This window comes from Pseudomonas sp. Irchel 3E19 (assembly GCF_900187585.1).
GTDB lineage: Bacteria > Pseudomonadota > Gammaproteobacteria > Pseudomonadales > Pseudomonadaceae > Aquipseudomonas > Aquipseudomonas baetica.
In genome coordinates this window covers 1-26,812 of record NZ_FYDT01000066.1, presented here as the reverse complement: position 1 = coordinate 26,812, position 26,812 = coordinate 1, and the positions used below count along the sequence as shown (strand labels likewise).

The window sequence follows — 26,812 nt, the reverse complement described above, 5'->3', positions numbered from 1 at the left end:
CACTCGATGGGAATATTTTGAGTGAATGTGCTCAAGTCACAGAAGTTGAAAAGGTCGCCGAGGTCGAGCAAGTCCTGTTGAACAGACATAAAAAATCCGATGCCAGAGATCTGACATCGGATTTTCGAAGAAGCCCGGCGAGGATTCAAATGCTTAAGTGAACAGCATTACGGCAATAGCCGGGTTTTTTGACTGGCGCGCAGCTTAAGCGGTGAAGGTTTTGCCTTCGAACTGCTCAGCAACGAACTTCCAGTTGACCAGGTTCCAGAACGCTTCGACGTACTTCGGACGAACGTTGCGGTAGTCGATGTAGTAAGCGTGTTCCCACACATCGCAGGTCAGCAGCGGGGTGTCGCCGCTGGTCAGCGGGTTGCCGGCGCCGATGGTGCTGGCCAGGGCCAGGGAGCCGTCAGCCTTTTTCACCAGCCAGCCCCAACCGGAACCGAAGGTACCGATCGAGGTTTTGCTGAACTCTTCCTTGAACTTGTCGAACGAACCGAACGCAGCGTTGATGGCATCAGCCAGTGCGCCGGTTGGTTGACCGCCGGCGTTTGGCGCCAGGCAGTTCCAGTAGAAAGTGTGGTTCCAGACCTGAGCGGCGTTGTTGAAGATGCCGCCCGAGGAAGACTTGACGATTTCTTCCAGGGTCTTGCCTTCGAACTCGGTGCCTGGCACCAGGTTGTTCAGGTTCACGACGTAGGTGTTGTGGTGCTTGTCGTGGTGAAATTCCAGGGTTTCCTTGGAAATGTGCGGCTGCAGGGCATCGTGTGCGTAAGGCAGCGGCGGCAATTCGAAAGCCATGATGATTCTCCTAATCAGGTCTGTTGCGGTGAGCGCAAGGCCGATCACGGGCGGCCAGAAATGCACCGGCGAGTTTTTACTCTTTGCGGCGCAGGGTTCGGATCATAGCACCGGGGTCACGGCTTAACCACGCAACAACTGTGTGGGATAGAGGTTCAAGGGGATGCCCTCACTAAATGACGGATCGTCATTGAGTGAGGCATCCCCTTGGCCTTTTGGAATAAATCAGCCAGCGATAATCAATTGCCCGGCCACTGTGAACATCATCACTGCCACCAACAGATCGAGAATCCGCCACGTACTCGGCCGAGCGAGCCACGGCGCCAGCCATGCGGCACCCAGCGCCAGGGTGAAAAACCATAGCAACGACGCACTTGCCGCGCCCACCACATAAGCCCCAGGCACCGATTGCTGGGCGCCCAGCGAGCCGATCAGCAGCACGGTGTCCAGATACACATGCGGGTTGAGCAATGTCACCGCCAACGCACTGAGCATCACCGCGCGCAGCGAACGCACTGTCTGGTTTTCAGCCTGATTCAGACTCTGTTTCGAAAACGCCCGACGCAGGGCCTGAGTGCCGTACCAGATCAGGAAAGTCGCACCGCCCCAACGGGCGATCGCCAACAGGGTCGGGTTCTGCGCCAGGAGCGTCGCCAGTCCGAACACACCGGCAGCGACCAGCAGCGCATCACACACCACGCACAATGTCGCCACGGGCAGGTGATGCTCTCGGCGCAGGCTTTGCGCCAGGACAAATGCGTTTTGCGTGCCGATCGCCATGATCAGTCCGAACGCCACCAGCAGGCCGTTTACATAGCTTTGCCACATAAGGTTTTACTCCGCGTTGGCTGCAAGATCGCGCAGCACTTGCATGGCGCGTTCGGCGTCGGCCTGGCCGACGAATAAATGATCGTGGTAGTAACCGGCGATCACGTTGCAACTGATCCCGGCCTTGCCTAATGCCGTGGCGAACGCAGCGGTCAGGCCGACGGCTTGCAGCGCCGAGTGCACATTCAAAGTGATCCACGCGGCGACGTAGTCGAAATTGAAACCGGCGTCTTCAGCCTGGCTACGTTGCAGAATGACGGTCAGCCCCTCCTGTTCGCGAAAGCTGCCGACAATCTCCAGACCGCTCGGCAACTGCCCGTCACGCAGGGTGCAGAACACGTATTCGCCGGCGTTGAGTTGTGGACTCATGCTGCGCAGAAGAGTCGAGAGTGAAGTTTCGCCAGCCATTGAAAAGTCCTTGAGAAGAAAGCTTGTTAGAGAGTGCTTGCTGGCTATTCTCCGGTCGGTAGCTGTATAAGAAAAACCAATAGTACTGATCGCTCATTAGGAAAACTGATGTTCGACTACAAATTGCTTTCCGCTCTGGCCGCCGTGGTCGAGCAAGCCGGGTTCGAACGCGCGGCCCAGGTGCTGGGCCTGTCGCAGTCGGCGATTTCGCAGCGGATCAAACTGCTCGAGGCGCGGGTCGGCCAGCCGGTGCTGGTGCGCGGCACGCCGCCGTCGCCCACCGAGATTGGCCGACGGCTGCTCAATCATGTGCAACAGGTGCGTCTGCTCGAACGGGATTTGCAAACGCTGGTGCCCGCGCTGGACGAAGAGGGCTTGCCGGAGCGACTGCGCATTGCACTCAACGCCGACAGTCTCGCCACTTGGTGGGCGCCAGCGGTGGGAGATTTCTGCGCCGAACAGCATTTGCTGCTGGATATGGTCGTCGAAGACCAGACCGTCGGCCTCAAACGCATGCGCGCCGGTGAAGTGGCGGCGTGCCTGTGCGCCAGTGAACGGCCAGTGGCTGGCGCGCGTAGCGTGTTGCTTGGGGCGATGCGTTATCGTGCGCTGGCCAGTCCTGCATTTATCGCGCGGCATTTCCCTGATGGTGTGCGCGCCGAAAAGCTACCGCGCACCCCGGCGCTGGTGTTCGGCCCCGACGACTTCCTCCAGCATCGCTATCTCGCAGCGCTCGGTGTGGATGGCGGATTCGAGCACCACTTGTGTCCGTCCTCCGAAGGTTTTATTCGCCTGACCGAGGCCGGACTCGGTTGGGGGCTGGTCCCGGAACTGCAAGTGCGCGAGCAATTGCAAAGCGGCGTGTTGCGCGAACTGTTGCCAGATAAACCGATCGACGTGCCGTTGTACTGGCATCATTGGCGCAATGGCGGCCAGTTGCTCGGCTTGCTGACCGAGCAACTGGTGCGCTCTTCGCCACAATGGTTGGTGCCGTTGAACTGACGGCAAGCGTCAAGTCACACGAATCAGGCAAAACGATAGACAGCGGAGCTCTACATGAAAATTCTGGTCACCGGCGCAAGCGGCTTCATTGGCGGACGCTTTGCGCGTTTCGCTCTGGAGCAGGGCCTGGACGTGCGGGTCAATGGTCGCCGGGCCGAGAGCGTCGAACATCTGGTACGCCGCGGCGCCGAGTTTGTCCCCGGCGATCTGACCGACCCGGAACGGGTGCGTGACCTCTGTGGTGACGTCGAAGCCGTGGTGCATTGCGCCGGTGCCGTCGGTCTGTGGGGGCGTTATCAGGACTTTCATCAGGGTAACGTGCAGGTCACCGAAAACGTCGTCGAGGCCTGCCTGAAGCAGCGGGTTCGACGGCTGGTGCATTTGTCGTCGCCGTCGATTTACTTCGATGGCCGCGACCACTTCAACCTGACCGAAGAGCAAGTGCCCAAGCGCTTCAAACATCACTACGCCGCGACCAAATACCTGGCCGAACAAAAGGTCTTTGGTGCGCAGGAATTCGGCCTCGAAACCATCGCCCTGCGCCCGCGTTTCGTCACCGGTGCCGGCGACATGAGCATCTTTCCGCGCCTGTTGAACATGCAGCGCAAGGGCCGTCTGGCGATCATCGGCAACGGTTTGAACAAGGTCGATTTCACCAGCGTGCACAATCTCAACGAAGCCATGCTCAGCAGTCTGCTGGCCGCCGGTTCCGCGTTGGGCAAGGCCTACAACATCAGTAATGGCGCGCCGGTGCCGTTGTGGGATGTGGTCAATTACGTGATGCGCAAAATGGAAGTGCCACAGGTCACCCAATACCGTTCCTATGGACTGGCCTACAGCGTTGCGGCACTCAATGAGGGCGCGTGCAAACTCTGGCCGGGACGCCCGGAGCCGACCCTGTCGCGGCTGGGCATGCAGGTCATGAAGAAAAATTTCACCCTCGACATCAGTCGCGCACGGCATTATCTGGAATACGATCCGAAAGTCAGCCTGTGGACGGCCCTCGACGAGTTCTGCGGTTGGTGGAAAGCCCAGGACATTCGCTGAAACTCGTTGAAACGAATCGGCCGGCCGGCAATGAACCGCACCGCCGGTTGAGGGTCAATCCCTGCGGCTGTGGGGTTTATACTTCGCGTCAATCTGCCATCACCGCGATTCACAAAGGTTGCCTCAATGTCCATGCGTAATGATGCCCACGACGATTTCGATGATGTACCGAGCCTGCGTGCCGACACCTTCGACGACGATGACATTCCGACCACTGCCCGCACCTCCGTGCACTCGCGCACAGCGCCCGTAGTCAAGGTCAAAGCGGCCAGCACCGGGCCGCTGTGGGCGTTGGTTGGCGCGCTGTTTTTTGCTTTCATCGGTCTGGCCTGGTGGAGCTTTCAGCAGATTTCGCTGATGGAGCAGCAACTGGTCGCGACCCAGGAAAGTTTCGCGCGTATCAGTGAGGAAGCGGCGGGGCGTCTGCAGGACATTTCCGGCAAGGTCGTCGCCAGCCAGAGCAATGTCACCAGTGACAGTGAAGCCTTGAAGCTGCAAATCAAACAGCTCGAAGGCAAGTTGCTCGATCAGGGCAAACAGCAGCAGGGCGTGGCCGGTCAGGCCAGCGACCTGGACAAGCGTCTGGCGCAAATGACCGCGCAGACTACCGAACAGCAGAACGCCAATAGTCAGTTGCAGGCGCAGGTCAAAGCCCTGAGTGCAGAATTGGCGTCGCTCAAAAGCGCGCCGGCCGATACCAGCAAGGTCGATGCCCAGCTCAAGGCGTTCGATGCGCAGTTCAAAAGCCTCGGCGCTGATATCGCGGCACTGAAGAAGCAGGGCAATCCGGGCGCGGCAATTGATCGTCTGGAGCAGGAAATCATTGTCCTCAAAAGCGAACAGGACAACCGCCCGGCCACCCCGCAGGGGGGTAGCAACACGGCCGAGTTCGACGCGTTCCGTGGGCAGATGACCCGCAACATCAATACCCTGTCGGCACAGATCCAGAACCTGCAGCAGCAAATCAATGCGCGGCCTTAGTGCTTGATTACCCGTGATGCTGGGGATTGTGTAATCCCCTGCATCATTCTGAATATCCATACATCGCCCCAAGCCGTCTACGCTCTTGAAACACCAACAAGAACGAGGGATGCGCTATGGGGTTTTTGCATAAAGTGGCCTGGCTTGGCGTGATGTTATTGGCGGGGTTCGGCCAGGCCAGCGCCGCGACAACTGCCAAGGATGACAGCCAGGCTGCGATCGCCTTGCTGGAAAAGGCCCTGGCCTATTACCACGACAACGGCGACAAGGCATTCGCCGCCTTCAGTCGTCAGGGCGAGTTTGTCGACAAGGACCGCTACGTGTTTGTGGTCGATACAAAAGGCGTGATGCTCGCCAGCGGCGGGCCATCGTCGGCGTTGATTGGCCGTGATGTGAGCGAAGTGCTCGGCCCGGATCTGCAAAAAGCCTTCAAGGATGCCTTGAAAGTGCCGGAGGGCAACGGTATCCAGCAAGCCGAGTACCGCTGGCAGAACTGGTCGGATGGCAAGGTCGAGCGCAAGCATGTGTTCTACCAGCGCGTCGGTCAGCGGATTCTGGCAGTCGGTTATTACTTGCCGCGGGCGTCGGCCGAGCAGGCGATGGCGTTGCTGAACAAGGCCGCGACTGATCTGGGCAAAGACGAGGAGGGCACGCTGACAGCGATCAACTCGCTCAAGGGCGGTTATCTGCAGGATGACCTGTATGTGTTTGTGGTCGATCTGGATACCCAGCGCTATGTCGCACATGGTACCAATCTGCGCCTGATCAACACCGACTTCAGCAAGATCAAGGACCCGGAAGGCAAACCGGTGGGCGAGCCGATTCTGGCCCTGATCGCCAAACAGGATTACGGCGAATACGCCTACCGCTGGAAAAACCCGGTGACCGGCAAGGTCGAGGACAAGCATGCCTACCTGAAGAAGGTCGGGCACTTTCTGGTCGCGGTGGGTTACTACAGCCCTTGAAACGCATCTTCCCTGGTGGGAGCGAGCCTGCTCGCGAAGGCACAGTGTCAGCTGACATCACAGTTGAATGACACACCGCTTTCGCGAGCAGGCTCGCTCCCACAGGTTTTCGTGGCACTTGTGCCTACTTGGTGCCGTGCTCGCGCCCACGCAGCAAGTTGTTCGGCATGGCAATCGCCGCCGCCAGCCCCAGCAGCGACACCGCCGCACTGACCCACAGTAAATGCCGGAAGGTCACCGAAAGCTCCGCACGCAAGGCGTTCTGCGCGTCACCCGGAGCGGCGTTCAAACCATCGAGCAGCACGTTGCCCGAATGCCCCTCGCTCATCAGCGAACTGCTCGCCAGATGGGCGAAATTCGAATCCTGCAACAACGCCAACAGCAGCGCCGACATCAACGCCACACCCACGGCGCCGCCCAGCGAACGGAACAGATTGGTGGTGCTGGTGGCCACGCCGATGTCGCGCTGTTCCACCGAATTCTGTGTACCGACCAATGAAGTCGGGAATTGCATGCCGCCGGCAATGCCGCTGAGCAACATGAACAAACCGCTCATCAATGTTGCCTCGGGCGGGCTGAACGCCATGCCGAGGATCGAGGCCGGCATGAGGATGGCGCCGGTCAGAATCTGCGGTTTGTAGCGCCCGGTCACCGACGTGCGACGACCCGCAAAGAAGGCACCGATCGGTAACCCCATGGCCAACGGCAGCAAGTGCAATGCAGCACTGTCGGCGCCGGCACCGGTCACGGTTTGAAAGCGCAGCGGCATCAATACGATCAGCGAGATCGCCTGGAAACTGGTGAAGAAAATCGTGCACCAGCACAGCAACGCATTACGGTTGGCGAACAGATGCATCGGCAACAACGGCTCCCGTGCGCGACGCTCGTGCCAGACAAAAACAGCCAACACCACGACCGCACAAGCGAACAGCCCCAGCACTTCGCTGCTGCGCCACGAATGGCCCTGACCGACCTGCGTGATGCCGAGCAACAGTGCCGTCAGGCCGATGATCATCAGCAGTGTGCCGAGGTAATCGATGATCGGTTTGCGCTGCGGAATCGGCAGCCCGCGCAGATTGCGGTTGGCCACCCACCAGGCGCCAAGGCCCAGCGGCAGGTTGATCAGAAACACCCAGCGCCACGACAGGTACTCGGTCATGTAGCCGCCGAGCACCGGGCCGGCGACGCTGGCCACCGCGTACATGCTGCTGAAATAACCCTGATAGCGCCCACGTTCGCGCGGCGGCACGATGTCGCCGATGATCGCCTGGCTGACCGAGATCATCCCGCCAGCGCCGATGCCCTGAAGAATCCGCGCCAGCACCAGTTGCTCCATGCTCTGAGCCATGCCGCAGAACAGCGAGGCCAACGTAAACAGGCCCATGCCGAACAGCATCAGTTTGCGCCGCCCGTACAAGTCGCCGAGCTTGCCGTAGATCGGCACCGCCACGGTCATCGCCACCATGTACCCGGAAATCACCCAGGCCAGCAGACTGACATCCTTGAACTGTGCGGAGATGGCCGGCATCGACACGGCGACGATGGTCTGATCCAGCGCACCCAGAAAAATCGCCATCATCAGCGCAACCAGCACGCTGCGAATGGCCGGTTTGGGCGTTTCGGGGTGATTGAGATGGGTCACGGGCAAAACCTGCGGGCATTGATTGACCCGCAAGGCGAGGGCGAGCGGGTAAGTGCTCGCCAGTGTAAGTCGGTAGCAGGCTATTCGATAGCCTCATAAGGAAGTCCGACGTAATTTTCTGCAATGGTTTTTCGACCGGCTTCTGAACTGACAAAGTAGTCCAGTTCCGAGGCGCTGATGCGTTGGCTGAAAGCATCGTGATCGTCGAAGCGATGCAGCATCGAGGTCATCCACCAGGAAAAACGCTCGGCCTTCCAGACCCGACGCAGGCAGATCTCGGAGTATTTCTCCAGCAGCTCTGTGCGCCCCTCGCGATAAACTTTCAGCAGAATATTGAACAACGTGCTGACGTCGCTGGCGGCCAGGTTCAAACCCTTGGCACCAGTAGGCGGGACGATGTGCGCTGCGTCGCCGACCAGGAACATCCGCCCGTACTGCATCGGCTCCACTACGAAACTTCGCAGTGGTGCGATGCTTTTTTCAATCGACGGACCGGTGACCAGTTTCTCTGCCAGCTCCGACGGCAGGCGCTGTTTGAGCTCATCCCAGAAGCGCTGATCGCTCCAGTCATCGACGTTTTCATCCGCAGGCACTTGCAGGTAGTAACGCGTGCGAACCGCCGAACGCATGCTGCACAGGGCGAAACCACGCTCGTGGCGGGCGTAGACCAACTCTTCATGCACCGGCGGGGTGTCGGCCAGAATCCCCAGCCAGCCGAATGGATACACCCGCTCGAACACTTTCAGGCAATCAGCCGGAATCGACTGGCGGGCGACGCCGTGGAAACCGTCGCAACCGGCGATGTAATCGCAATCGACACGCCAGGTTTCGCCGTCCTTTTCGAACGTGACAAAGGTTTCGTCGCTTTTCATGCCGTGGGGAACGACATTGCTCACCTGATAAAACGACAGCGCTCCGGCTTCCCGACGAGCGGCCATCAGGTCGCGGGTGACTTCGGTCTGGCCGTAGATCATCACGGTCTTGCCGCCGGTCAAAGCGTGCAGATCGATATGTACCTGACGCCCGTCCAGTGCCAGATCGAACCCTTCGTGAACCAGACCTTCGGCATCCATGCGTTGACTCACGCCAGCCTGGCGCAACAGCTCTACCATGCCTTGTTCAAGCACGCCGGCGCGGATTCGGCCGAGGACATAATCAGGTGTCTGGCGTTCGAGGATGAGGGTGTCGATGCCGGCGTTATGCAGCAACTGACCGAGGAGCAATCCGGATGGACCGGCGCCAATAATGGCGACTTGGGTTTTCAGCGTTTTCATTGTTTTTATGACTCGCAAGCTTCACGCGACAATCGCCGGTGAATGATTTTTATGGATCGAGTGCTTGCATTTTTCCCTTGCGGGTCTGTCAATTGAAGGTGAAAACTGAGCCGATACCTGTACATTCTGCCAATCGGTGCGATTATCGCCCGTAACCTCCGAGGCCTGGATTGAAGTGATGAACAAGCCCGAGCTGCCTTCGATTCCTGTGTTCAAGCTCTACGGTGAAAGCCTGGACTGGCCGACCCCTGACTTGCTGCACTGTGAAACCATTTCCTCGCGCAGTCGCGAACATCAATGGGAAATCAAACCCCACCGCCATGCTGATTTGTGTCAATTGCTCTTCGTCTTCAAAGGTCAGGCAGAGCTTGAGATCGAAGGTCAGCGCACACACCTGCAAACCCCCGCGATTCAAGTCCTGCCGCCGTTGTCGGTGCACGGCTTTCGTTTTTCCGAGGACATCGAAGGGTTCGTCGTTACCCTCGCCACACCGCTGATCAATCACTTGCAGGCGCAACTGGGCAACGCGGTACACGCGCTGGCCCAGGCCGATAGCTATCCGGCGGGCAAGGACGGCGACTATCTCAACAGCCTGTTTTCGGCGTTGCAGGGCGAGTACAACGGCCATCAACCGGCGCGCGAAATGCTCATGCATTCGCTGGTCAGCGTGATCATGGTCTGGGTCAGCCGTCAGGCGATCGTGCGCCATAACGCCAGCCAGCGACCACAGCGCCAGCGCGAATACCTCGCCGGGTTTATTCAATTGGTCGAAGAGACTTACCGCCAGCATGTGAAGGTCGAGGATCTGGCGCATCGGTTGGGGATTTCGGTGTCGCACCTCAACGGCACGTGTCGTGAGCTGGCGGGGCAACCGGCGCTGCAGATCATGCATGAGCGCCAGTTACTGGAAGCCAAGCGCCTGCTGACCTACACCAGCATGACGATTTACGAGATGTCGGAATTGCTGGGGTTTTCCGATCCGACCAACTTCACGCGCCTGTTCCGGCGCAGAGTCGGTATTTCACCAAAAGCTTTCCGCGACCGTCTGAAAGCCGAGCAGTGATTGTGTAAACGCTGCAAAACGTGTGGGAGGGGGCTTGCTCCCGAAGGCGGTGTATCAGATTGCATCAATGCTGAATGACACACTGCTTTCGGGAGCAAGCCCCCTCCCACAGGATCCCATTCCAGCCCAGTTCAGCTCAGTTCAATCAGCGCAACGCGTTCAGCGTAGCGTTGTGCGGGATGCAGCGCTCGAAGTTGCAACTCGCGTATTCACGCGGCAGCTGTCGCATTTGCTCGACCCGCCAGGCGGCAGTGCCGTAGAGCGCCAGGCTGGCGGCACAGGTGATGAAAATCGCAAAGTACCTTCTTGTTTTGATGTTCATGGTGTTCGACCTCTGAACGTATACCCTCTGGTATTACTTTCAGCATAGGTCAGCGGTGGGGAGTTGCCAGCGAGTGTGCTTGAGCTTGTAACCGGCCATTCAGCATGCTGATGAACCCTTTGTGGGAGCGAGCCTGCTCGCGAAAGCGGTGTCTCAGTTACTGAAAAGTTGGCTGAACGGACGCCTTCGCGAGCAGGCTCGCTCCCACTTTGGATCGGGTTTAGAGATCAACGTCCCATTGCGGATGCTCTGGAAAACGCTCTACCAGAAAATCCAGCATGCTGCGCAGCGCCGCCGGCATGTGTTTACGCGAGGCATACACCGCGTAGATGTTCATCTGCCGGGGCTCGGCGTCAGGCAACAAGCGAATCAGCTCGCCTGAGTGAATATGCACCCCGGCCTGGTAGGTTGGCAGCATCGCCACGCCCGCGCCGGCCAGCGTCGCGCGCAACAGCGTGCTGGCCTCATTGGCGCTGATGTTGCCCTGTACCGGCACCGACACGGGCTCGCCATCCTCCTCGAAATGCCACAGGCTTTTGCCGAAATACGAGTGGGTCAGGCAGTTGTGCCGGCTGAGTTCTTCAACCCGATGCGGGGCGGGATTTTCCCGCAAGTAAGCCGGGGCGGCACAGACCACCGAGCGGCACACGGTCAGGCGCCGGGCGATCAGGTTGGGGTCCAGATCATTGCTGGTGCGGATCGCCAGATCGATGCGTTCATCCACCAGATTCACCGTGCGATCAAGCATCTGCATATCGATGCTGACGCCGGGGTAGCGCTTGACGTACGCCGCCATCGCATCGGCCAGTTGCGCCTGGCCGAACGAGGTGCTGACGCTGATTCGCAGCAAGCCGCGCGGGGCGTCGTGGGGTTCGCTGACGGCGGCCTGCATGTCGGTCGACAGTTCAAGCATCTGCCGACAGCGCGGCAGGATTTCACTGCCGGCGGCGGTCAGGCTCAACTTGCGCGTGGTGCGGTGCATCAGGCGTGCGCCAACCCAGTCCTCAAGCTCGGCCAGATAACGTGAAACCACCGGGCGTGAAAGGTCCAGGTGATCGGCCGCAGCCGACTGGCTGCCCAGATCCACCACCGTGACAAACACCCGCATTGCTTGGAGACGATCCATGATTTGCCCGCTTTCAGAAACAAACTATGTCCAAGCATCGCATTTTTTGTACCGAGTCAGGCAACTAAGCTCTGTCCCATCGCCAGACACGGCATTCGGACACCGGAGCAACAGATGATCGGCTTCACTACAATCAAACGCGTTCTACTCGCCACCGCTTCCCTCGGTTTCGCTGCCCATGCAGCCGCTGCCAACCTGACCCTCGATGTCTACAACCCAGGCACCAACGCCATTTTTCCGGTCACTTCGGTGCTGGTCAGCGGCGAAAAAGACGCGATTCTGGTCGACGCACAGTTCGGCAAATCCCAGGCCGAGCAAGTCGTGGAAAAGATCCGCGCCAGCGGCAAGCACCTGACCACCATCTACATCAGCCACGGTGACCCGGATTACTACTTCGGTCTCGATACCCTGACCAAAGCCTTCCCCGATGCCAAGGTGCTGGCCTCGCAGCCGACCGTCGATCACATCAACAAAACCGTCGAAGGCAAACTGGCGTTCTGGGGCCCGAAAATGGGCGCCGACGTGCCGGCAAAAACCATCGTCCCGGGCGTGCTCAAGGGCGACAGCCTGATGCTTGAAGGGCAGAAACTGCAGGTGGTCGGGCTTGAGGGCAAACAACCGGATCGCAGCTTTGTTTGGATTCCATCGCTTAAAGCCGTGGTCGGTGGTGTCGTCGTCGCCGAGAACATCCACGTGTGGATGGCCGACACCCAGACCGCACAATCCCACGCCGACTGGCTGCAAACCCTGCACTCGATCGAAACCCTGAAGCCGAACACCGTGGTGCCGGGTCATTACCTGGGTAACAGCAGCCGTTCGCTGACCAGCGTGAAATTTACCGCCGATTACATCAAAGCGTTCGATGCAGAAACCGCCAAGGCCAAGGATTCCGCCGCACTTATCAAGGCCATGAAAAAGCGCTACCCGAAACTCGGTGAGGAAAGCTCGCTGGAGCTGAGCGCCAAAGTCGCCAAGGGCGAAATGCAGTGGTAACCCGATTCTGAATACGCAGCACTCTCAAGCCAACTGGAGAATGTCATGAGCAAGATCGCAATCATTGGTGCCACCGGCCGTGCCGGTAGCCAACTGCTGGAAGAAGCCCTGCGTCGCGGCCACAGCGTTACCGCCATCGCCCGCGACACCTCGAAGATCGGCGCCCGTGCCGGTGTGGTCAGCAAGAATGTCGATGTGCTGGATTCGGCGGCACTGCAAGAGGCCGTTGCCGGTCACGACGTGGTGATCACCGCCGCGCACTTCACCACAGTGCCGGCCAGCGCGATTGTCGGGCCAGTGAAACTGGCGGGCGTGAAACGTCTGTTGGTGGTCGGCGGTGCCGGTTCGCTGTTGCTGCCGGACGACACTCGGGTAATCGACAGCGCAGGTTTCCCGGCAGAGTACAAAACCGAGGCCAGCGCCGGTGCGGTGTTTCTTGAGGCGTTGCGTCAGGAAAAGGAATTGGACTGGAGTTTTCTGTCGCCGTCGGCGGAGTTTGTCGAAGGTGAGCGCAGCGGTACGTTCCGTCTCGGCAAGGATCATTTGCTGGTGAGTGGAGAAGGGCGCAGCTGGATTACTTTTGCCGATTACGCGATTGCGTTGATCGACGAAGTGGAAGCGCCGAAGTATTCGCGCCAGCGGTTTACGGTCGGGTATTAAGCAACGACGCAGAACAAATGTGGGAGCGGGCTTGCTCGCGAAGAGGGAGTGTCAGTCGATATCAACGGAGAATGACACACCCTCTTCGCGAGCAAGCCCGCTCCCACAGGGTTATTGGTGTGTTTCAGCGGGTATGCGCCTGCTCTACCAGCCAGATCATCAATTCCTCCAGCTGCGGCGACGGTTCCGTTGCGTGCGGCAGCACCACGTAATACGCCAACCCCGTCTTCACCTTCAGCGCAAACGGCATCACCAGTCTTTCGGCACGCAGGTCATCGCCGATCAACGACCAGTCCCCAATCGCCACCCCCGTGCCATGCGACGCCATCGACATCGCCTGATCCAGCGTCTCGAAATGCTGGCCCGTGTTGACGTTGTTCAATTGCTGCTCGGCGGCGGTCAGCCACGCCGTCCAGTCCTGGGTATCGCGGGTCGGATGTAGCAAAAGATGGTGTTGCAGATCGGCCGGTGTGGCTAACGCCGGTGGACCTTGCAATAGCGCGGGCGAACAGACCGGTGTCAGTTGCTCATCGAACAGATGCAGGGCGGTCGCTGAGTTGTCCGGGGGCGTGCCATAGATGACGGCGGCATCGAATGGCTCGCGCGCAAAATCGACGCCGTGGGCGAGGGTTGTGGTCAGTTTCACCGGTACGTCCGGGCGCTCCTTCTGCCATTGCAACAGGCGTGGCACCAGCCAGCGCATCACACAACTGGGTGCCTTGAGTTGCAGGGTTTCGCGCTTGAGACCGATCTGCTCGGTGGCTTCGCTGATCAAGCCGAACACCTTTTCCACCCGCGGCAGCCATTCTCGACCTTCGGCCGTCAGCTCCAGACCACGGGCCTGGCGGATAAACAGTTCATACCCCAGATGATCCTCAAGCCCGGCGATCTGCCGGCTCACCGCCCCCTGGGTGATATGCAACTGCTCGGCCGCCCGGGTGAAGTTGCAGCACTGCGCCGTGATCCAGAACGTGTGCAGGGCGGGCAGGGGAGGCATGCGTTTCATGTGGATCCAAGGTATGACGTGAGGACATGGCTAGTATGACTTTTAATCGATTGTTGCGGCTACCTGCCCACCGTTCAAATGCAGTCATTCCACAAACCCTGTGGGAGCGAGCCTGCTCGCGAAAGCGTCGGATCAGCCAACAACTTTGTTGAATATGAAACCGCTTTCGCGAGCAGGCTCGCTCCCACTGGGTTCGGTGTCTTCAACGAACAAGAAGGGCAATGACATGGCGACGTGTGGCGAAGTACTGGTCAAGTTACTCGAAGGTTATGGGGTCGAGCAGGTGTTCGGCATTCCCGGGGTGCATACCGTGGAGCTGTATCGCGGGCTGGCCCGTTCGAGCATCAACCATGTCACCCCACGGCATGAGCAGGGCGCCGGTTTCATGGCCGACGGTTACGCCCGCACCAGCGGCAAACCGGGCGTGTGCTTCATCATTACCGGCCCGGGCATGACCAACATCACCACGGCGATGGGCCAGGCGTACGCCGACTCGATCCCGATGCTGGTGATCTCCAGCGTGCAGTCGCGCAGTCAGTTGGGCGGCGGTCGCGGCAAGCTCCACGAGCTGCCGAACCAAAGCGCGCTGGTCGGTGGCGTCGCTGCGTTCTCCCACACCCTGATGTCGGCGGCGGAATTGCCGGGCGTGTTGGCCCGCGCCTTTGCCCTGTTCCAGGCCGGGCGTCCGCGTCCGGTACACATCGAAATCCCGCTGGACGTATTGGTTGAAGACGCCGATGAGTTGCTCGCAAGCCACCCGGTCAATATCGATCGGGCCGGCGCTGCACCCGCCGCCGTGAGCCGCATGACCGAACTGCTCGCCGGCGCCCAGCGTCCATTGATCCTCGCCGGTGGCGGGGCCATTGATGCCGCCGCTGAACTCACTGAGTTGGCCGAATTGCTCGACGCGCCGGTCGCGCTGACCATCAACGCCAAAGGCATGTTGCCGTCCAGCCATCCGCTTTTGATCGGCTCGACCCAGAGCCTGGTCGCCACCCGCGCGCTGGTCGCCGATGCCGACGTGGTGCTGGCGATCGGCACCGAACTGGCCGAGACCGATTACGACGTCACCTTCGCCGGCGGTTTCGAGATTCCCGGCAAGCTGCTGCGCATTGATATCGATGCCGATCAGACCGTGCGCAACTATCCGCCGCACCTCGCGTTGGTCGCTGATTCACGTAATGCCGCACAAGCGCTGCTCAGCGCCTTGTCGCACAAATCATTGGCCGAGCGTCGCAACGATTGGGGTCAGGTGCGTGCCGCACGCCTGCGTGATGATCTGACCGCCACTTGGGATGCCCCGACCGTGGCGCAGACCCGTTTCCTCGAAACCGTTCTGCACGAATTGCCGGACGCCGTGTTTGTCGGCGACTCCACGCAACCGGTGTACACCGGCAACCTCACCTTCAACCCGGAGCGCCCGCGCCGCTGGTTCAACTCGTCGACCGGTTACGGCACCCTCGGCTACGCCTTGCCGGCAGCCATCGGTGCATGGCTCGGTGGCGCACGTCCGCCAGTGGTGTGCCTGATCGGCGATGGCGGTTTGCAATTCACCCTGCCGGAACTGGCCAGCGCCGTCGAAGCGCGCACGCCGGTGATCGTCCTGTTGTGGAATAACCAGGGCTACGAAGAGATCAAGAAGTACATGGTCAACCGCGCCATCGAGCCGGTCGGCGTCGATATTTACACCCCGGACTTCATTGGCGTGGCCAAGGCTCTGGGTTGCGCGGCCGAGGCGATCAGCTCGGTTGAACAATTGCGTGTTGCGCTGCGTGCCGCGACCGATCGCCAAGGCCCGACCGTGATAGAAATCGACCAGAACCAATGGATGCAGGCGGTGGCCAAATGATGAATTTCCCCACCACACTCGACGGCCTCTACATCAACGGCCAATGGTCCGCCGGCCGTGAGCATTTGCGGGTGATCAACCCGGCCACCGAAGCGCTGCTGACCACGGTCAATGGCGGTGATGAACTGGCCGTCGATCACGCGGTGAGCGTGGCCGTCAAAGCCTTCAAGGATTGGTCGAAAACCACGGGCGCCGAGCGCGGCGCGATCCTGCGCAACATCGCCAACGGCGTGCGCAACGGTCGCGATCAGTTGATGAAGTTGCAGTCTAGCAACAACGGCAAACCGCAGTTCGAAGCGGCTATCGACGTCGACGACGTGATCGCCACCTTCGAGTATTACGCTGAACTGGCTGAGGGCCTTGATGGCAAACAGGACAGCAATGTGCCGCTGCCCAGCGATGATTTCAGCGCACGTCTGCGCCGCGAACCGTGCGGTGTGGTCGGGCTGATCGTGCCGTGGAATTTCCCGATGGTCACCACCGCGTGGAAACTCGCGCCGGCCCTGGCCGCCGGTTGCTGCGTGGTGCTCAAGCCGTCGGAAGTCACGCCGCTGCCGGAGCTGGAACTGGCGGCGATCATTGCCGAGTCCGGCCTGCCCAAAGGCGTGTTCAACCTGGTTTGCGGTACCGGGCTGGCGGTCGGTGCGCCGCTGTCGGCGGATCCGCGTATCGCGAAGATTTCCTTCACCGGCAGCAATGCCGTGGGGGTGAAAGTGATGCAGCGCGCCGCCGAAACCGTGAAGGGCGTGAGCCTGGAACTGGGCGGTAAATCGTCGTTGTTGGTGCTCGAAGATGCCGACCTCGATCTGGCGGTGGAGCTGGCCTGCGGCGGCGGATTTTTCAATGCCGGGCAGATGTGTTCAGCCACCAGCCGCGTGTTGGTCGCCGATGAACTGGCGGATGAGTTTCTCCTGCGTCTGAAGGCCCGTGCGGAAAAAATCCGGGTGGCTGAGCCGTTCGATCCGGACGTGGAAATGGGCGCACTGGTCAATCAGGCGCAATACCAACGCGTGCTCGGCCACATCGACCGTGGGTTGAGTGCCGGGGCGAAGCTGATTTGCGGTGGCAATCGTCCGGCGGATCTGCCGCGCGGCTATTTTTTGCAGCCGACGGTGTTCACCGACGTGCCCCTCGACAGCGCGTTGTGGTGTGAAGAGATTTTCGGCCCGGTGCTGTGCGTGCGCCGTTTCAGTAGCGAAGCCGAGGCGATCGCGCTGGCCAACGACAGTCCGTTCGGTCTGGTCGCCAGTGTGGTGACGCGTAACACCGAGATCGCCGACCGGGTCGCCAACGCCCTGCAGGCCGGTCTGGTGTGGCTCAACGCGCCGCAGGTGATCTTCGCGCAAACGGCGTGGGGCGGTTACAAGCAGAGCAGCATCGGCCGTGAGTTGGGGCCTTGGGGATTGGCGGCGTTCCAGGAGATCAAGCATGTGATCCGGGCGGTTTGATCACAGAGATGTGTTGACTGGACTGGCCTCTTCGCGGGCAAGCCCGCTCCCACAGTAAGAGGTATTGAGCGCAAATCTTGTGTTCAACACAAAAACCTGTGGGAGCGGGCTTGCCCGCGAAGGCGTCAGTTGTGATAGCGAAAATTGCGGATCAAACCGACTGCCGCAACCGCGCCAGATCGCGCAACGGCGGCGCGCCGAACAAGCGGCTGTACTCACGGCTGAACTGCGACGGACTCTCATACCCCACTCGATAGCCCGCCGCCGATGCCTCCAGCCCCTCAGTCAGCATCAAGCGCCGCGCCTCTTGCAGGCGCAATTGCTTCTGATACTGCAGCGGACTCATCGCCGTCATCGCCTTGAAACGGTGATGCAGGGTCGACACGCTGAGGTTCACTTCCTTGGCCAGATCATCGATGCGCAGCGGCTGCTCGAAATTGCCGTTGAGCCACTTGATCGCCTGACTGATGCGATGGCTCTGACTGTTGGCAATCGCGATCTCGTACAAGCGATGGCCCTGCGGACTGCGCAGCAGGCGATAGAGAATCTCCCGGCGAATCAGCGGCGCGAGCATGGCGATGTCTTTCGGCGCATCCAGCAGACGCGCCAGACGCAGCACCGCGTCGAGCATCGCGCTGTCGATTTTTTCCACGTACAAGCCGCGGCCGGTCGGCCGGGTCGGTACGCCCATCGGGCCGGCGTCGGCGATCAGCGCGGTGATTTCCGCCGGATCGATGTCCAGACGCACGGCAAGGATCGGATCTTGCGGCGAGACGTTGACCACGCGCCCACTCAACGGCATCGAAACCGAGACCACCAGGTAATTGAGCGGGTCGTAATTGAAGAACTCATCGGCCAGCCGCACCTCTTTACGCCCCTGCGCCATGATGCACAGCGCTGGTTGTGCGAGCACTGGGGCGAAGTCGTGGGATTGGGTGTGGCGCGACATGAACAGCGAGCCGATGGCGGTCTCGTAACTGCCATCATCGGTGGTGTTGCGACGGATGATCGCCGCGAGTTCCGCGCGCTGCTTTTCCATGTCTGCGGTGGGTTCGGCTTGAAAACGATCGAATGACGACATGCACGGCGTCCTCGGCAAGGGAGGTGGAATGGAGCAGAGCATATGTTTGTGCAAGTACGAGCGGTAGACACATTCTGCGAAATGCTTGCCTGATTCTGCACGGGATCGCGGCGTTGATTTCTCGTCGAACCCTGTAGGAGCTGCCGAAGGCTGCGATCTGTTGATTTTTAAAGGTCAAGGGATCGCAGCCTTCGGCAACTCCTACACAAAGCCTGTGTGACGTTGTTGCAACTACTTTCGCAGGATTGTGCAACAGGGCGGCAGGAATCGACTAACGGCGCCTTGCGCGCAGCCCTTAACCTTGGATCCTGTCGCAGCCCGTCCCCCGGCTGCCACGCGACTCCCTGGGAGGGTTGAACAATGTCCAAGCAGATTCCCGTCAGTCATATGGCTTTCGTTCGAGCGCGTGCCGGGCGCTCGGCGGAACTCGGTGTACGCCTGAGCGCGTTGATCGAGCCGTCCCGCGCCGCCCCCGGTTGCCTGAGCTTTGCCTTGCAGCATTCGCAGTGTGATCCCGAGTTGTGGCTGGTCTCCGGTTTCTGGAGCAATCAGCAAATGATGACCGCGTACTTCAACAGCCCGTCGATGGAAATCTTCGCCGAGCTGGTGCAGGAACTGGTGGTCAACAGTCTGGATTTCCACACCTTCAAGGATGTGTCGGCGGCGCAGGCCCTCGGCCAGTGTTCGGCGCCGGTACACAAACTCGCCGGTTGAGGGTTTAATGTCCGGCTTAATTGACTGAGCCAGGACTTGCGACATGGCACGTAAAGAGTTCGAACACTTCGAAGCAGTATCGGCAGTCGTCCCCGTCGAACTGGGTGGCAACAAGGGCTATCACGCGGCAATCGCGGTCAAGGCCCTGGTCGATGGCGGTGCACCACGTTTTCACAAACTGCTGGGTGAGCAGGTATTCCCCGGCGCCATTGCTGCCGATGAGGCCGCCATCAATGAGCTGGACCGCCTCAAGGGTGTTACTGAAGACGCCGAGCTGATCTGGTAACGCCTTACTTGTTTGCGCCCGGACGCCACATCTTGAACAGGGCTTCAGGCCCCAACTGAAAATAGTCCGCCGGCCCGCCGCCGCGCAGAATCGGTTCTGCCGCGGCGGTGTCGTAGATGCCGTCCTTCAACAGCCACTTGGCGATATGCACGGCGACCACTTCGCCCAGAATCAGCCAGCTCGGCACCGTCTCGCCATCAGCGCGTTGCAACTGAATGATCTGCGTGACCTTGCACTCGAAGGACACCGGGCTTTCGGCTACCCGTGGCACTGTGATCACTCTCGAAGCCACGGTGGTCAGCCCCGCCAACTCAAACTCGTTGACCTCAGGTGCAACCATCGCGCAGCTCTGGTTCATCTGCTCGGCCAGCGGGCGGGTGGCGAGGTTCCAGACGAATTCGCCGGTCTGTTCGATGTTGTTCAAGCTGTCTTTGCGCCCGACGCTGGAGAAACCAATGATCGGCGGTATGTAGTTGAAGGCATTGAAAAAACTGTATGGCGCCAGGTTCAACTGGCCGTTGGCATCCTGTGAGGAGATCCAGCCGATAGGACGCGGGCCGACGATGGCGTTGAACGGATCGTGCGGCAGGCCGTGGCCGTTGGCGGGTTCGTAGAAGTGGATGTCATCGGGCATGGCTTGGAATCCAGGGAGCGCATTTGTCAGAGAGCAATAGTGCAAGGCTGGCCGTTGAAGATCAATTGTGGGAGCGAGCCTGCTCGCGAAGACGGCTCTTCAGTCGACATTAATGTTGAATGGGCTACCGCCTTCGCGAGCAGGCTCGCTCCCACAGGGGATCGTGTGCATTCCAGACCTTTTCCATTCCCCAGAAATGACTAAGCCCGGCCAAGGCCGGGCTGTGCGCTTTACAGCGGCGCTTAACTGATGGAAGCGGATTGAGTACGGTCATAGCCGTCTTCAGCGACAGTGGCAGAACCGGTGCGGTCATAGCCGTCAGCGGCGACAGTGGCGGAACCGGTGCGGTCGAAGCCGTCAGCGGCGACAGTGGCGGAACCGGTGCGGTCGAAGCCGTCAGCGGCGACAGTGGCGGAACCGGTGCGGTCGTAACCGTCAGCAGCGACAGTGGCGGAGCCTGTGCGGTCATAACCATCGGCAGCCACGGCCGAGCCAGTGCGATCAAAACCGTCGGCGGCAAAGGTGTTGGCGGCCAGTACGGACAGGGCGAAAGCGAGGATCAGTTTGGTTTTCATGTTTGTCACTCCAGATTCGTTGGCGAGGTGTGTCTTGCATGGGTTTCATGCTACGCCAACTAAATTGATTAAAAAGCGCAAAATAATGCTAAAAACTATCGATTAAATAGATGTTAAGGGCGACGCATTAAATGGCTTCCATCATCAGGAGCGAACGTCGCGCAGGTAATCGATTAAGTGGGCACAGGATGCCGAGGCAGAATTAACCGGTGATTAATCGCCGAAAACAAAAAATCGCAGCCTCCGACAACCCCTGTAGGAGCTGCCGAAGGCTGCGATCTTTTGATCTTGCGTGACGTTCAGTCAGTCAATCAGTCAGTGACGATCCGCGAATGTTTCTGGGTGTCTTTCATGGTGATGTACACCAGCAACGACACTGCGATGCACGCGGTCACGTACCAGTAGTAACCGGTTTCCATGCCGATGCTCTTGAACCACAGCGCGATGTATTCGGCAGTGCCGCCGAAGATCGACACGGTCAGTGCGTATGGCAGGCCGACGCCCAGGGCGCGGATTTCAGTCGGGAACAGTTCGGCTTTCACCACCGCGTTGATCGAGGTGTAACCGCTGACGATGATCAGCGCCGCCATGATCAGGAAGAACGCGCCCCACCAGGTCTGGATGGTGTGCAGAGTCATCAGGATCGGCACGGTGAAGATCGTCCCCAATACGCCGAAGGCGATCAGGATCGGGCGACGACCGATCTTGTCCGACAGGCCACCGATGATCGGTTGCAGGCACATGAACAGGAACAGCGTGGCCGCAGAAATGGTGGTCGAGTCGGAGATGCTCATGCCGACGGTGTTGACCAGATACTTCTGCATGTAGGTGGTGTAGGTGTAGAACGCCAGCGTGCCGCCCATGGTCAGGCCGACCACGGTCAACAGCTCTTTCGGGTGACGCATCAAGGTGCGCATCGCGCTTTCCTTGGCCTTCTCTTTCTTGGTGAACGACTCGGTTTCTTCCATGCCGCGACGCAGGTACAGCGCAACGATGGCGCACAGCGCGCCGATGGCGAACGGGATACGCCAGCCCCATGCATACAGCTCTTCAGTGGTGAGGACATTCTGCAGCACAATCAGCACGCCGAGGGCAATGAGCTGGCCGGAGATCAGGGTCACGTACTGGAAACTGGAGAAGAAGCCGCGACGCTCTTTAGTCGCCATCTCCGACAGGTAAGTGGCCGAGGTGCCGTATTCGCCGCCGACCGACAGGCCTTGCAGCAGACGGGCGAACACCAGCAGGATCGGCGCGCCGACACCGATGGTTTCATAACCCGGGCTCAGGGCAATGATCAGCGAGCCGAAGCACATCAGATAGACCGAGGCCATCAGCGCTTTCTTGCGCCCGACTTTGTCGGCGTACAGCCCCATCAACCAGCCGCCGATCGGGCGCATCAAAAAGCCCACGGCGAAGATCGCGGCGGTATTGAGCAGTTGGGCGGTGGTGTCGCCTTTGGGGAAAAAGGCTTTGGCGAAGTACAGCGAGAAGGCGGCGTAGACGTACCAGTCGTACCACTCGACCATGTTGCCGACGGAACCGCTGAAGATCGATTTGATCCGGCTGGCGGTGGTTCTTTCTTTGGCGGGCACGGCAGCCGACCCAAGGGGCAGGGCGTTGGAGTTATCCATTGAAGGATCCTTCGTTTAATTGTTTTTGTGGAGCGCGTTAAAACGCAGCCTGCGGGGGCTATAGCAGGAGCTGTGCCAACGGGGAGAGGGGCGGTTTAGAGGGGGTAGAGGAATCTGGTGAGCGGAAATCCGCTTATGCATGGATTGCGGTGAGCGGAAAGTTGCTCATTCAGGCTGATAGATCAATGTTGCCTGTGCTGGCTCCTTCGCGGGCAAGCCCGCTCCCACAGGGTTTTGTGCTGAACCTGAATTTGTGACCTCCACCGACCATTGTGGGAGCGGGCTTGCCCGCGAAGAGGCCCGATCAAACACTGCAAAAGTCAGCTGCCTTGAACAAACATCTCCCGACTCAACCCATGCCGCTGCATCTTTTCATTGAACGTGCGGCGTGGCAGTTGCAGTTCTTCAAGCACCGCTTTCACATCACCCTTGTGCCGGGTCAATGCCGCACGCAAACACTGCGCCTCAAACGCCTCCTGCTGCGCCGCCAGCGATTGCCCCGGATCAATCCCCGGTGCCGGCTCATCCAGCCCCAGCACTTGCCGTTCGGCGACGTTGGCCAGTTCGCGCACATTGCCCGGCCAGTCGTGGCTGAGCAGGTGGCTCAACTGCGCCCCCGTCAACGGTGGGAAATTGCGACCCAGACGCTGAGCCGCACTCTGGGCAAAGTTTTCGAACAACAACGGAATGTCTTCGCGCCGGTCACGCAGCGGCGGCAAACGCAACTGCGCGACGTTCAGACGATACGCCAGGTCTTCGCGAAAGCGTCCGGCCCGTGCTTCGTCGAGCAGGTCGGGTTTGGTTGCCGCAACGATCCGTAGATCCACGCGAATACTCTGGTTCGACCCCAGCCGTTCAAGCTTCTGCTCTTGCAACACGCGCAGCAGTTTTACTTGCTGGGCCAGCGGCATGCTTTCGATTTCATCAAGAAACAACGTGCCGCCATCGGCGTATTCCAGCTTACCGATGCGTTTGCCGGAGGCGCCGGTAAACGCACCGCTCTCATGGCCGAACAGTTCGGCTTCGAACAGTTGCTCGGGGATCGCGGCACAGTTCAACGCTACGAACGGCTTGTCCGCACGCGGGCCGAAATCGTGCAGGCAACGGGCAACCAGTTCCTTGCCGCTACCGGTTTCACCGCGAATCAGCACGTTGACCGGCAACGCCGCCAGATCCAGTACCTGTCGGCGCAAGGTTTGCAAGCCACGGGACACACCGAGCAACGTCGCATCGAGTCTGGCGCGGTTGTCGGCCTGCTCGTGCAGGGCACGGTTTTCCAGAACAAGCCGACGTTTTTCCAAGGCCCGGCGCAAGCTGCCGAGCAGGGTTTCGGGACTGAACGGTTTTTCCAGAAAGTCGTAGGCGCCGTCGCGCATCGCTTCGACCGCCATCGGTACATCGCCGTGGCCGGTGAGCAGGATCACTGGCAGGTCGGCATCGCGGCGCTGCACCTCGGCCAGCAGCTCAAGACCACTGAGGCCGGGCATGCGCACGTCGCTGAGGATCACCCCGGGAAAATGCGCCGGCAGGGCAGCGAGGCATTCTTCGGCGCGGCTGAACAGCTGCACCTCGAACCCCGACAGGCTCAGCCACTGTTCGACCGCGCTGCGAATGCTGCTTTCGTCGTCGACTACCATCACTGAGTTGAGCATCAGAGGTGTGCCTCCAGATCGATCGGCAAGGTCAGGGCGAACACCGCGCCGCTCTCGCCATTGTCTACACTCAAGCGGCCGCCGGATTCATGCACGATGGCGAAGGATACTGCCAGCCCCAGACCCAGGCCGTCACCCACAGGCTTGGTGGTGAAGAACGGGTCGAACACCTGGCCCAGATGTTCGTCGGCAATGCCACCGCCATTGTCGCTGACGCTCAGTCGCCACAGTTGCTCATCGGCTTCCAGGTGGATTTCCAGACGCTTGCACGGTTTGCCCTGCATGGCGTCGAGGGCGTTGCGCAGCAGGTTGATCAGTACTTGTTCCAGGCGGATCGCATCCCCGCGCACCCACGCCGGGCGGGTCAGGTGCAGCACCAGACTGACCTGCTCGTCACGCAGGCGTGCGTCGAGCAATTGCAGGGATTGATCCACCACCGTTGCCAGATCCAGGCGTTCGCGCAAGCCGCCGGGGGTCTTGCGGGCGAAGGTTTTCAGGTGGCCGGTGAGGGCGGCCATGCGCGTGAGCATGTCGTCCACCGGTTTGAGTGCCTTGTACGCATCGTCGACGCGGCCATGCTCGAGCAACAGACGCAGGGTTGCCAGTTGCATGCGCTGGGCGGTTAGCGGTTGATTGATTTCGTGAGCGAGCGCGGCGGACATCTGCCCCAGCGCGGCGAGTTTGGCCGACTGCACCAAGCTATCCTGGGCGGTGCGCAGATCGCGGGTGCGCGCCTCGACCAGTTGCTCCAGCTCTTGGCGATTGCGCTGGCGGATTTTCGACAGCCGCCAGCGCTGGTTGAGGAACAGCAGCAGAAATACCAGCGCCAGCCACACGCCAGCGGCGGCGAGGCCGGCGTTGCGCAGGTCTTCAAACGCCACTTGCGGACGCCTTAGCAGATGCAGGGTCCAGCCTTCGGCGGTCAGTGGCAGCGACTCCCACAAATAATCCGCCGTGCCTTGCGGGCCCTCGACCCGGCGCAAATCGCTGTTGTCGTCGAAGCGGCGCAGCGTCAGATGCGTCAGTTGCTGCAGCGTTTGTTTGTCGTATTGGCGAGTGGCTTTGATTTCAGCCAGGTCGTGAGTGTTCAGTGGCCGCAACGCGCGATAGCGCCAGCCAGGCTGGTTGGCGATGAAGATGATGCCGCGTGCATCGCTGACCAGCAGCGTGTCGCTGCCCTGGCTCCATTCGCGCTCAAGCTCGGGGAATTCCAGCTTGACCACCATCGCTCCGAGGAACTCGTCGTTGTCGCCGAGCACGGCGCTGGAGAGGAAGTACCCGGGTATGCCGCTGGTGACGCCGACGGCGTAAAAACGCCCGGTGCCTTGGGTGCGGGTCTGGCTGAAATAGGGCCGAAAGCCATAGTTGTGGCCGACATAACTGCTCGGCAGACGCCAGTTGCTCGCGGCCACGGCAAGGCCGGTGTGATCGAGCAGTTCAAGGGTCGAGGATTGCGCCGCGCCGTTGATCTTTTCCAGTTTCAGGTTCAGTGCCGCTTGTTCCTCGGCCTCCACCGGGCCTGCCAGTGCCGAGCGCAATTGCGGGTCCAGCGCCAATACGGCGGGGAGGGCGCGATAGCGGTCGATCAGGGTGTGCAGCGAGTTGGCATACAGCGCCAGTTGCTGGTTGGCGCGGGCCGCGTCCTCTTCCAGCGCCTGGCGTTCGGCATGGCGGATGGCCAAGGTTGCGGCGAGCGCGGCACCGGCGATGATCAGCAGGGTATACAACGACAGACGCAGAGTACGGGAAGTCGGCAGCATGCTGGGCGAACGGATGGCAGGTCGGGCGGGCACGATAGCACGCGCCGCGGTGGCCCGGCGCGTTGATCAGTCCGGCCATGGATGTCACGCGAATGATTCCGCGTCAGGCTTGCGAAGATTGAATTTCGTCCGGGGTTTGGGCACCGGTCTTGGTCTCGGGTCTTCGGCAATGGTGGCGGCCAGCGCTTGCAGTCGACCGGTTACGCCGTCTGCTTCGCTGGGGTTGTCCAGTGTGGTCTGGACGGTGTTCTTTACCTGCATGATTGCGCGTAGCGGTTTGGTTCCGTCCTCCACTAGCGCATAGAACTCAAGCTTCTGCTCATCGGTAAAAGCGTTCAGTTGTTTATCGAGTAATTCTTTGGCTTGGGACGGAAGTGCTTTTAAGGTTTCTGCAAGGTCTGTTAAACCGTTGGCGCCGGCAGCGCCTTTATTAATCAGATCTTTTGCTACCTCCACGCCGTTTGAAACGGTATTCAAGCCATCCTTGATTTCCTGTGTACGCAGCGTGTGCGCAAGTTTCAAACCTTTCTTCAGAAAGTAATAGCGCAACAACGGGAAAGCGATCAGGCCGACGACCGCACCCACGCCAGCTCCAATGCCATTACCTATCCCCGGAACTGCTGTGCCAATGGTGCCTCCGGCCAAGAAACCTTTCACGGCGCCCTTGGCGGCCGAGCTCAAGCCATGCTTGGACATGAGGAACTTGCCGAGCGTCATGCTCTTGCGCAACTCTCCTATATCAGCATCGTCGGGGATCAGCCCATCGAATTCAGTGGCAAGATTGTGTACCTGATCTGTCAATGTTTTTGCTTTATCGATTGCGCCGACAGCTTTTTTTCCAATCCATTCGGCGCTATTCAATATTTCGGAAAAGACCTTCGAATTACCTGTCTGATCGACATGAATGATCGGATTGTTCCCTACAAACCCATACAGATTCAGCCCGTCCACATCCCCCGCCGGGTCAGGGCTGATCCAGCGTTGCAACCACGGCGCGTAGTAACGCGCGCCATAATAGTAAAGGCCGCTGACATCCATCTCCTTGCCCGAATAACGGATGAATT

The 26,812-nt window shown here is 60.0% G+C and carries 26 protein-coding genes; 11 read left to right on the top strand and 15 right to left on the bottom strand.

Features of this window, described 5'->3' with window-relative positions:
* Positions 1-204: 204 nt before the first annotated feature.
* The 3 genes from CKW18_RS26890 to CKW18_RS26880 all read right to left on the bottom strand — a co-directional run bounded on the left by CKW18_RS26890 (position 205) and on the right by CKW18_RS26880 (position 2,037).
* A complete protein-coding gene (locus tag CKW18_RS26890) occupies positions 205-801 on the bottom strand; it encodes a superoxide dismutase (protein ID WP_095191553.1) in 597 nt (198 codons plus the stop codon).
* A gap of 225 nt (positions 802-1,026) precedes the next feature.
* Positions 1,027-1,629: a LysE/ArgO family amino acid transporter gene (locus CKW18_RS26885; RefSeq protein WP_095191552.1), complete on the bottom strand. Its 603-nt coding sequence runs from the start codon at positions 1,627-1,629 to the stop codon at positions 1,027-1,029.
* A gap of 6 nt (positions 1,630-1,635) precedes the next feature.
* Positions 1,636-2,037, bottom strand: a complete 402-nt coding sequence (locus CKW18_RS26880; RefSeq protein ID WP_095191551.1) for an ACT domain-containing protein — start codon at positions 2,035-2,037, stop codon at positions 1,636-1,638.
* Positions 2,038-2,145: 108 nt separating this feature from the next.
* On the opposite strand from CKW18_RS26880, the gene CKW18_RS26875 reads away from it, so the two are divergent.
* The 4 genes from CKW18_RS26875 (at position 2,146) to CKW18_RS26860 (ending at position 6,032) form a co-directional block, all read left to right on the top strand.
* Positions 2,146-3,039 carry a LysR family transcriptional regulator ArgP gene (locus CKW18_RS26875; protein ID WP_095191550.1) on the top strand — a complete coding sequence of 298 codons (894 nt, stop codon included), beginning with the start codon at positions 2,146-2,148 and terminating at the stop codon, positions 3,037-3,039.
* A 54-nt stretch (positions 3,040-3,093) separates the two neighbouring features.
* Positions 3,094-4,086, top strand: a complete 993-nt coding sequence (locus CKW18_RS26870; RefSeq protein WP_095191549.1) for an NAD(P)-dependent oxidoreductase — start codon at positions 3,094-3,096, stop codon at positions 4,084-4,086.
* Between the two features lie 126 nt (positions 4,087-4,212).
* Positions 4,213-5,067, top strand: coding sequence for an ATPase (locus CKW18_RS26865; protein ID WP_095191548.1), 855 nt, complete (start codon positions 4,213-4,215; stop codon positions 5,065-5,067).
* A 116-nt stretch (positions 5,068-5,183) separates the two neighbouring features.
* A complete protein-coding gene (locus CKW18_RS26860; RefSeq protein ID WP_095191547.1) occupies positions 5,184-6,032 on the top strand; it encodes a cache domain-containing protein in 849 nt (282 codons plus the stop codon).
* Between the two features lie 124 nt (positions 6,033-6,156).
* Here CKW18_RS26860 and CKW18_RS26850 read toward each other — a convergent pair whose 3' ends face one another.
* Together CKW18_RS26850 and pobA are read right to left on the bottom strand one after the other, a co-directional pair.
* Positions 6,157-7,674 carry an MDR family MFS transporter gene (locus CKW18_RS26850; RefSeq protein WP_095191546.1) on the bottom strand — a complete coding sequence of 506 codons (1,518 nt, stop codon included), beginning with the start codon at positions 7,672-7,674 and terminating at the stop codon, positions 6,157-6,159.
* Positions 7,675-7,754: 80 nt separating this feature from the next.
* Positions 7,755-8,939 (bottom strand): 4-hydroxybenzoate 3-monooxygenase, encoded by a 1,185-nt coding sequence (gene pobA, locus CKW18_RS26845; RefSeq protein WP_170947332.1) that lies wholly within the window; start codon positions 8,937-8,939, stop codon positions 7,755-7,757.
* A gap of 187 nt (positions 8,940-9,126) precedes the next feature.
* On the opposite strand from pobA, the gene CKW18_RS26840 reads away from it, so the two are divergent.
* Positions 9,127-10,011 carry a helix-turn-helix domain-containing protein gene (locus CKW18_RS26840; RefSeq protein WP_095191544.1) on the top strand — a complete coding sequence of 295 codons (885 nt, stop codon included), beginning with the start codon at positions 9,127-9,129 and terminating at the stop codon, positions 10,009-10,011.
* Positions 10,012-10,156: 145 nt separating this feature from the next.
* On the opposite strand, the gene CKW18_RS30725 is transcribed toward CKW18_RS26840, so the two are convergent.
* Complete coding sequence (locus CKW18_RS30725) at positions 10,157-10,333, bottom strand: hypothetical protein (RefSeq protein WP_167394863.1); 177 nt, start codon at positions 10,331-10,333, stop codon at positions 10,157-10,159.
* A 220-nt stretch (positions 10,334-10,553) separates the two neighbouring features.
* On the bottom strand, positions 10,554-11,459 hold the full coding sequence (locus CKW18_RS26835) for a LysR family transcriptional regulator (RefSeq protein ID WP_202864024.1): 906 nt from the start codon (positions 11,457-11,459) through the stop codon (positions 10,554-10,556).
* A gap of 114 nt (positions 11,460-11,573) precedes the next feature.
* On the opposite strand from CKW18_RS26835, the gene CKW18_RS26830 reads away from it, so the two are divergent.
* Together CKW18_RS26830 and CKW18_RS26825 are read left to right on the top strand one after the other, a co-directional pair.
* A complete protein-coding gene (locus tag CKW18_RS26830) occupies positions 11,574-12,452 on the top strand; it encodes an MBL fold metallo-hydrolase (RefSeq protein ID WP_095191542.1) in 879 nt (292 codons plus the stop codon).
* A gap of 45 nt (positions 12,453-12,497) precedes the next feature.
* Complete coding sequence (locus tag CKW18_RS26825; RefSeq protein ID WP_095191541.1) at positions 12,498-13,112, top strand: NAD(P)-dependent oxidoreductase; 615 nt, start codon at positions 12,498-12,500, stop codon at positions 13,110-13,112.
* A gap of 124 nt (positions 13,113-13,236) precedes the next feature.
* On the opposite strand, the gene CKW18_RS26820 is transcribed toward CKW18_RS26825, so the two are convergent.
* On the bottom strand, positions 13,237-14,118 hold the full coding sequence (locus CKW18_RS26820) for a LysR substrate-binding domain-containing protein (RefSeq protein ID WP_095191540.1): 882 nt from the start codon (positions 14,116-14,118) through the stop codon (positions 13,237-13,239).
* A 226-nt stretch (positions 14,119-14,344) separates the two neighbouring features.
* On the opposite strand from CKW18_RS26820, the gene CKW18_RS26815 reads away from it, so the two are divergent.
* Complete coding sequence (locus CKW18_RS26815; protein ID WP_095191539.1) at positions 14,345-15,967, top strand: 5-guanidino-2-oxopentanoate decarboxylase; 1,623 nt, start codon at positions 14,345-14,347, stop codon at positions 15,965-15,967.
* Entirely contained in the window at positions 15,967-17,415 is a 1,449-nt protein-coding gene (locus CKW18_RS26810) for an aldehyde dehydrogenase family protein (protein WP_170947331.1), read from the top strand. Before CKW18_RS26815 ends, CKW18_RS26810 begins: the two co-directional genes overlap by 1 nt.
* Positions 17,416-17,566: 151 nt before the next feature.
* On the opposite strand, the gene CKW18_RS26805 is transcribed toward CKW18_RS26810, so the two are convergent.
* The gene (locus CKW18_RS26805; protein ID WP_095191537.1) at positions 17,567-18,496 is read right to left on the bottom strand and encodes an AraC family transcriptional regulator; all 930 of its coding nucleotides are present in this window, start codon (positions 18,494-18,496) and stop codon (positions 17,567-17,569) included.
* Positions 18,497-18,856: 360 nt separating this feature from the next.
* Between CKW18_RS26805 and CKW18_RS26800 the strand changes: the two genes are divergently transcribed.
* Both CKW18_RS26800 and CKW18_RS26795 read left to right on the top strand, forming a co-directional pair.
* A complete protein-coding gene (locus CKW18_RS26800; RefSeq protein ID WP_095191536.1) occupies positions 18,857-19,210 on the top strand; it encodes a putative quinol monooxygenase in 354 nt (117 codons plus the stop codon).
* A gap of 43 nt (positions 19,211-19,253) precedes the next feature.
* On the top strand, positions 19,254-19,496 hold the full coding sequence (locus CKW18_RS26795; protein ID WP_095191535.1) for a hypothetical protein: 243 nt from the start codon (positions 19,254-19,256) through the stop codon (positions 19,494-19,496).
* Positions 19,497-19,500: 4 nt separating this feature from the next.
* On the opposite strand, the gene CKW18_RS26790 is transcribed toward CKW18_RS26795, so the two are convergent.
* The 6 genes from CKW18_RS26790 to CKW18_RS31345 form a co-directional block, all read right to left on the bottom strand.
* Positions 19,501-20,130: a flavin reductase family protein gene (locus CKW18_RS26790; protein WP_095191534.1), complete on the bottom strand. Its 630-nt coding sequence runs from the start codon at positions 20,128-20,130 to the stop codon at positions 19,501-19,503.
* Between the two features lie 242 nt (positions 20,131-20,372).
* Positions 20,373-20,705, bottom strand: coding sequence for a hypothetical protein (locus tag CKW18_RS26785; protein ID WP_095191533.1), 333 nt, complete (start codon positions 20,703-20,705; stop codon positions 20,373-20,375).
* A 311-nt stretch (positions 20,706-21,016) separates the two neighbouring features.
* Positions 21,017-22,336, bottom strand: coding sequence for an MFS transporter (locus CKW18_RS26780; protein WP_095191532.1), 1,320 nt, complete (start codon positions 22,334-22,336; stop codon positions 21,017-21,019).
* Between the two features lie 320 nt (positions 22,337-22,656).
* A complete protein-coding gene (locus tag CKW18_RS26775) occupies positions 22,657-23,988 on the bottom strand; it encodes a sigma-54 dependent transcriptional regulator (RefSeq protein ID WP_095191531.1) in 1,332 nt (443 codons plus the stop codon).
* The gene (locus CKW18_RS26770; protein ID WP_095191530.1) at positions 23,988-25,748 is read right to left on the bottom strand and encodes an ATP-binding protein; all 1,761 of its coding nucleotides are present in this window, start codon (positions 25,746-25,748) and stop codon (positions 23,988-23,990) included. Before CKW18_RS26770 ends, CKW18_RS26775 begins: the two co-directional genes overlap by 1 nt.
* Positions 25,749-25,832: 84 nt before the next feature.
* Positions 25,833-26,812 (bottom strand): RHS repeat-associated core domain-containing protein (locus CKW18_RS31345; RefSeq protein ID WP_305887165.1); only part of this gene is annotated, 980 nt, incomplete at its 5' end.

Coding starts and splice junctions, on each gene's coding strand:
- CKW18_RS26890 (WP_095191553.1), bottom strand. CDS start 801: ATGGCTTTCGAATTGCCGCCGCTGCCTTACGCACACGATGCCCTGCAG.
- CKW18_RS26885 (WP_095191552.1), bottom strand. CDS start 1,629: ATGTGGCAAAGCTATGTAAACGGCCTGCTGGTGGCGTTCGGACTGATC.
- CKW18_RS26880 (WP_095191551.1), bottom strand. CDS start 2,037: ATGGCTGGCGAAACTTCACTCTCGACTCTTCTGCGCAGCATGAGTCCA.
- CKW18_RS26875 (WP_095191550.1), top strand. CDS start 2,146: ATGTTCGACTACAAATTGCTTTCCGCTCTGGCCGCCGTGGTCGAGCAA.
- CKW18_RS26870 (WP_095191549.1), top strand. CDS start 3,094: ATGAAAATTCTGGTCACCGGCGCAAGCGGCTTCATTGGCGGACGCTTT.
- CKW18_RS26865 (WP_095191548.1), top strand. CDS start 4,213: ATGTCCATGCGTAATGATGCCCACGACGATTTCGATGATGTACCGAGC.
- CKW18_RS26860 (WP_095191547.1), top strand. CDS start 5,184: ATGGGGTTTTTGCATAAAGTGGCCTGGCTTGGCGTGATGTTATTGGCG.
- CKW18_RS26840 (WP_095191544.1), top strand. CDS start 9,127: ATGAACAAGCCCGAGCTGCCTTCGATTCCTGTGTTCAAGCTCTACGGT.
- CKW18_RS30725 (WP_167394863.1), bottom strand. CDS start 10,333: ATGAACATCAAAACAAGAAGGTACTTTGCGATTTTCATCACCTGTGCC.
- CKW18_RS26835 (WP_202864024.1), bottom strand. CDS start 11,459: ATGGATCGTCTCCAAGCAATGCGGGTGTTTGTCACGGTGGTGGATCTG.
- CKW18_RS26830 (WP_095191542.1), top strand. CDS start 11,574: ATGATCGGCTTCACTACAATCAAACGCGTTCTACTCGCCACCGCTTCC.
- CKW18_RS26825 (WP_095191541.1), top strand. CDS start 12,498: ATGAGCAAGATCGCAATCATTGGTGCCACCGGCCGTGCCGGTAGCCAA.
- CKW18_RS26820 (WP_095191540.1), bottom strand. CDS start 14,118: ATGAAACGCATGCCTCCCCTGCCCGCCCTGCACACGTTCTGGATCACG.
- CKW18_RS26815 (WP_095191539.1), top strand. CDS start 14,345: ATGGCGACGTGTGGCGAAGTACTGGTCAAGTTACTCGAAGGTTATGGG.
- CKW18_RS26810 (WP_170947331.1), top strand. CDS start 15,967: ATGAATTTCCCCACCACACTCGACGGCCTCTACATCAACGGCCAATGG.
- CKW18_RS26805 (WP_095191537.1), bottom strand. CDS start 18,496: ATGTCGTCATTCGATCGTTTTCAAGCCGAACCCACCGCAGACATGGAA.
- CKW18_RS26800 (WP_095191536.1), top strand. CDS start 18,857: ATGTCCAAGCAGATTCCCGTCAGTCATATGGCTTTCGTTCGAGCGCGT.
- CKW18_RS26795 (WP_095191535.1), top strand. CDS start 19,254: ATGGCACGTAAAGAGTTCGAACACTTCGAAGCAGTATCGGCAGTCGTC.
- CKW18_RS26790 (WP_095191534.1), bottom strand. CDS start 20,130: ATGCCCGATGACATCCACTTCTACGAACCCGCCAACGGCCACGGCCTG.
- CKW18_RS26785 (WP_095191533.1), bottom strand. CDS start 20,705: ATGAAAACCAAACTGATCCTCGCTTTCGCCCTGTCCGTACTGGCCGCC.
- CKW18_RS26780 (WP_095191532.1), bottom strand. CDS start 22,336: ATGGATAACTCCAACGCCCTGCCCCTTGGGTCGGCTGCCGTGCCCGCC.
- CKW18_RS26775 (WP_095191531.1), bottom strand. CDS start 23,988: ATGCTCAACTCAGTGATGGTAGTCGACGACGAAAGCAGCATTCGCAGC.
- CKW18_RS26770 (WP_095191530.1), bottom strand. CDS start 25,748: ATGCTGCCGACTTCCCGTACTCTGCGTCTGTCGTTGTATACCCTGCTG.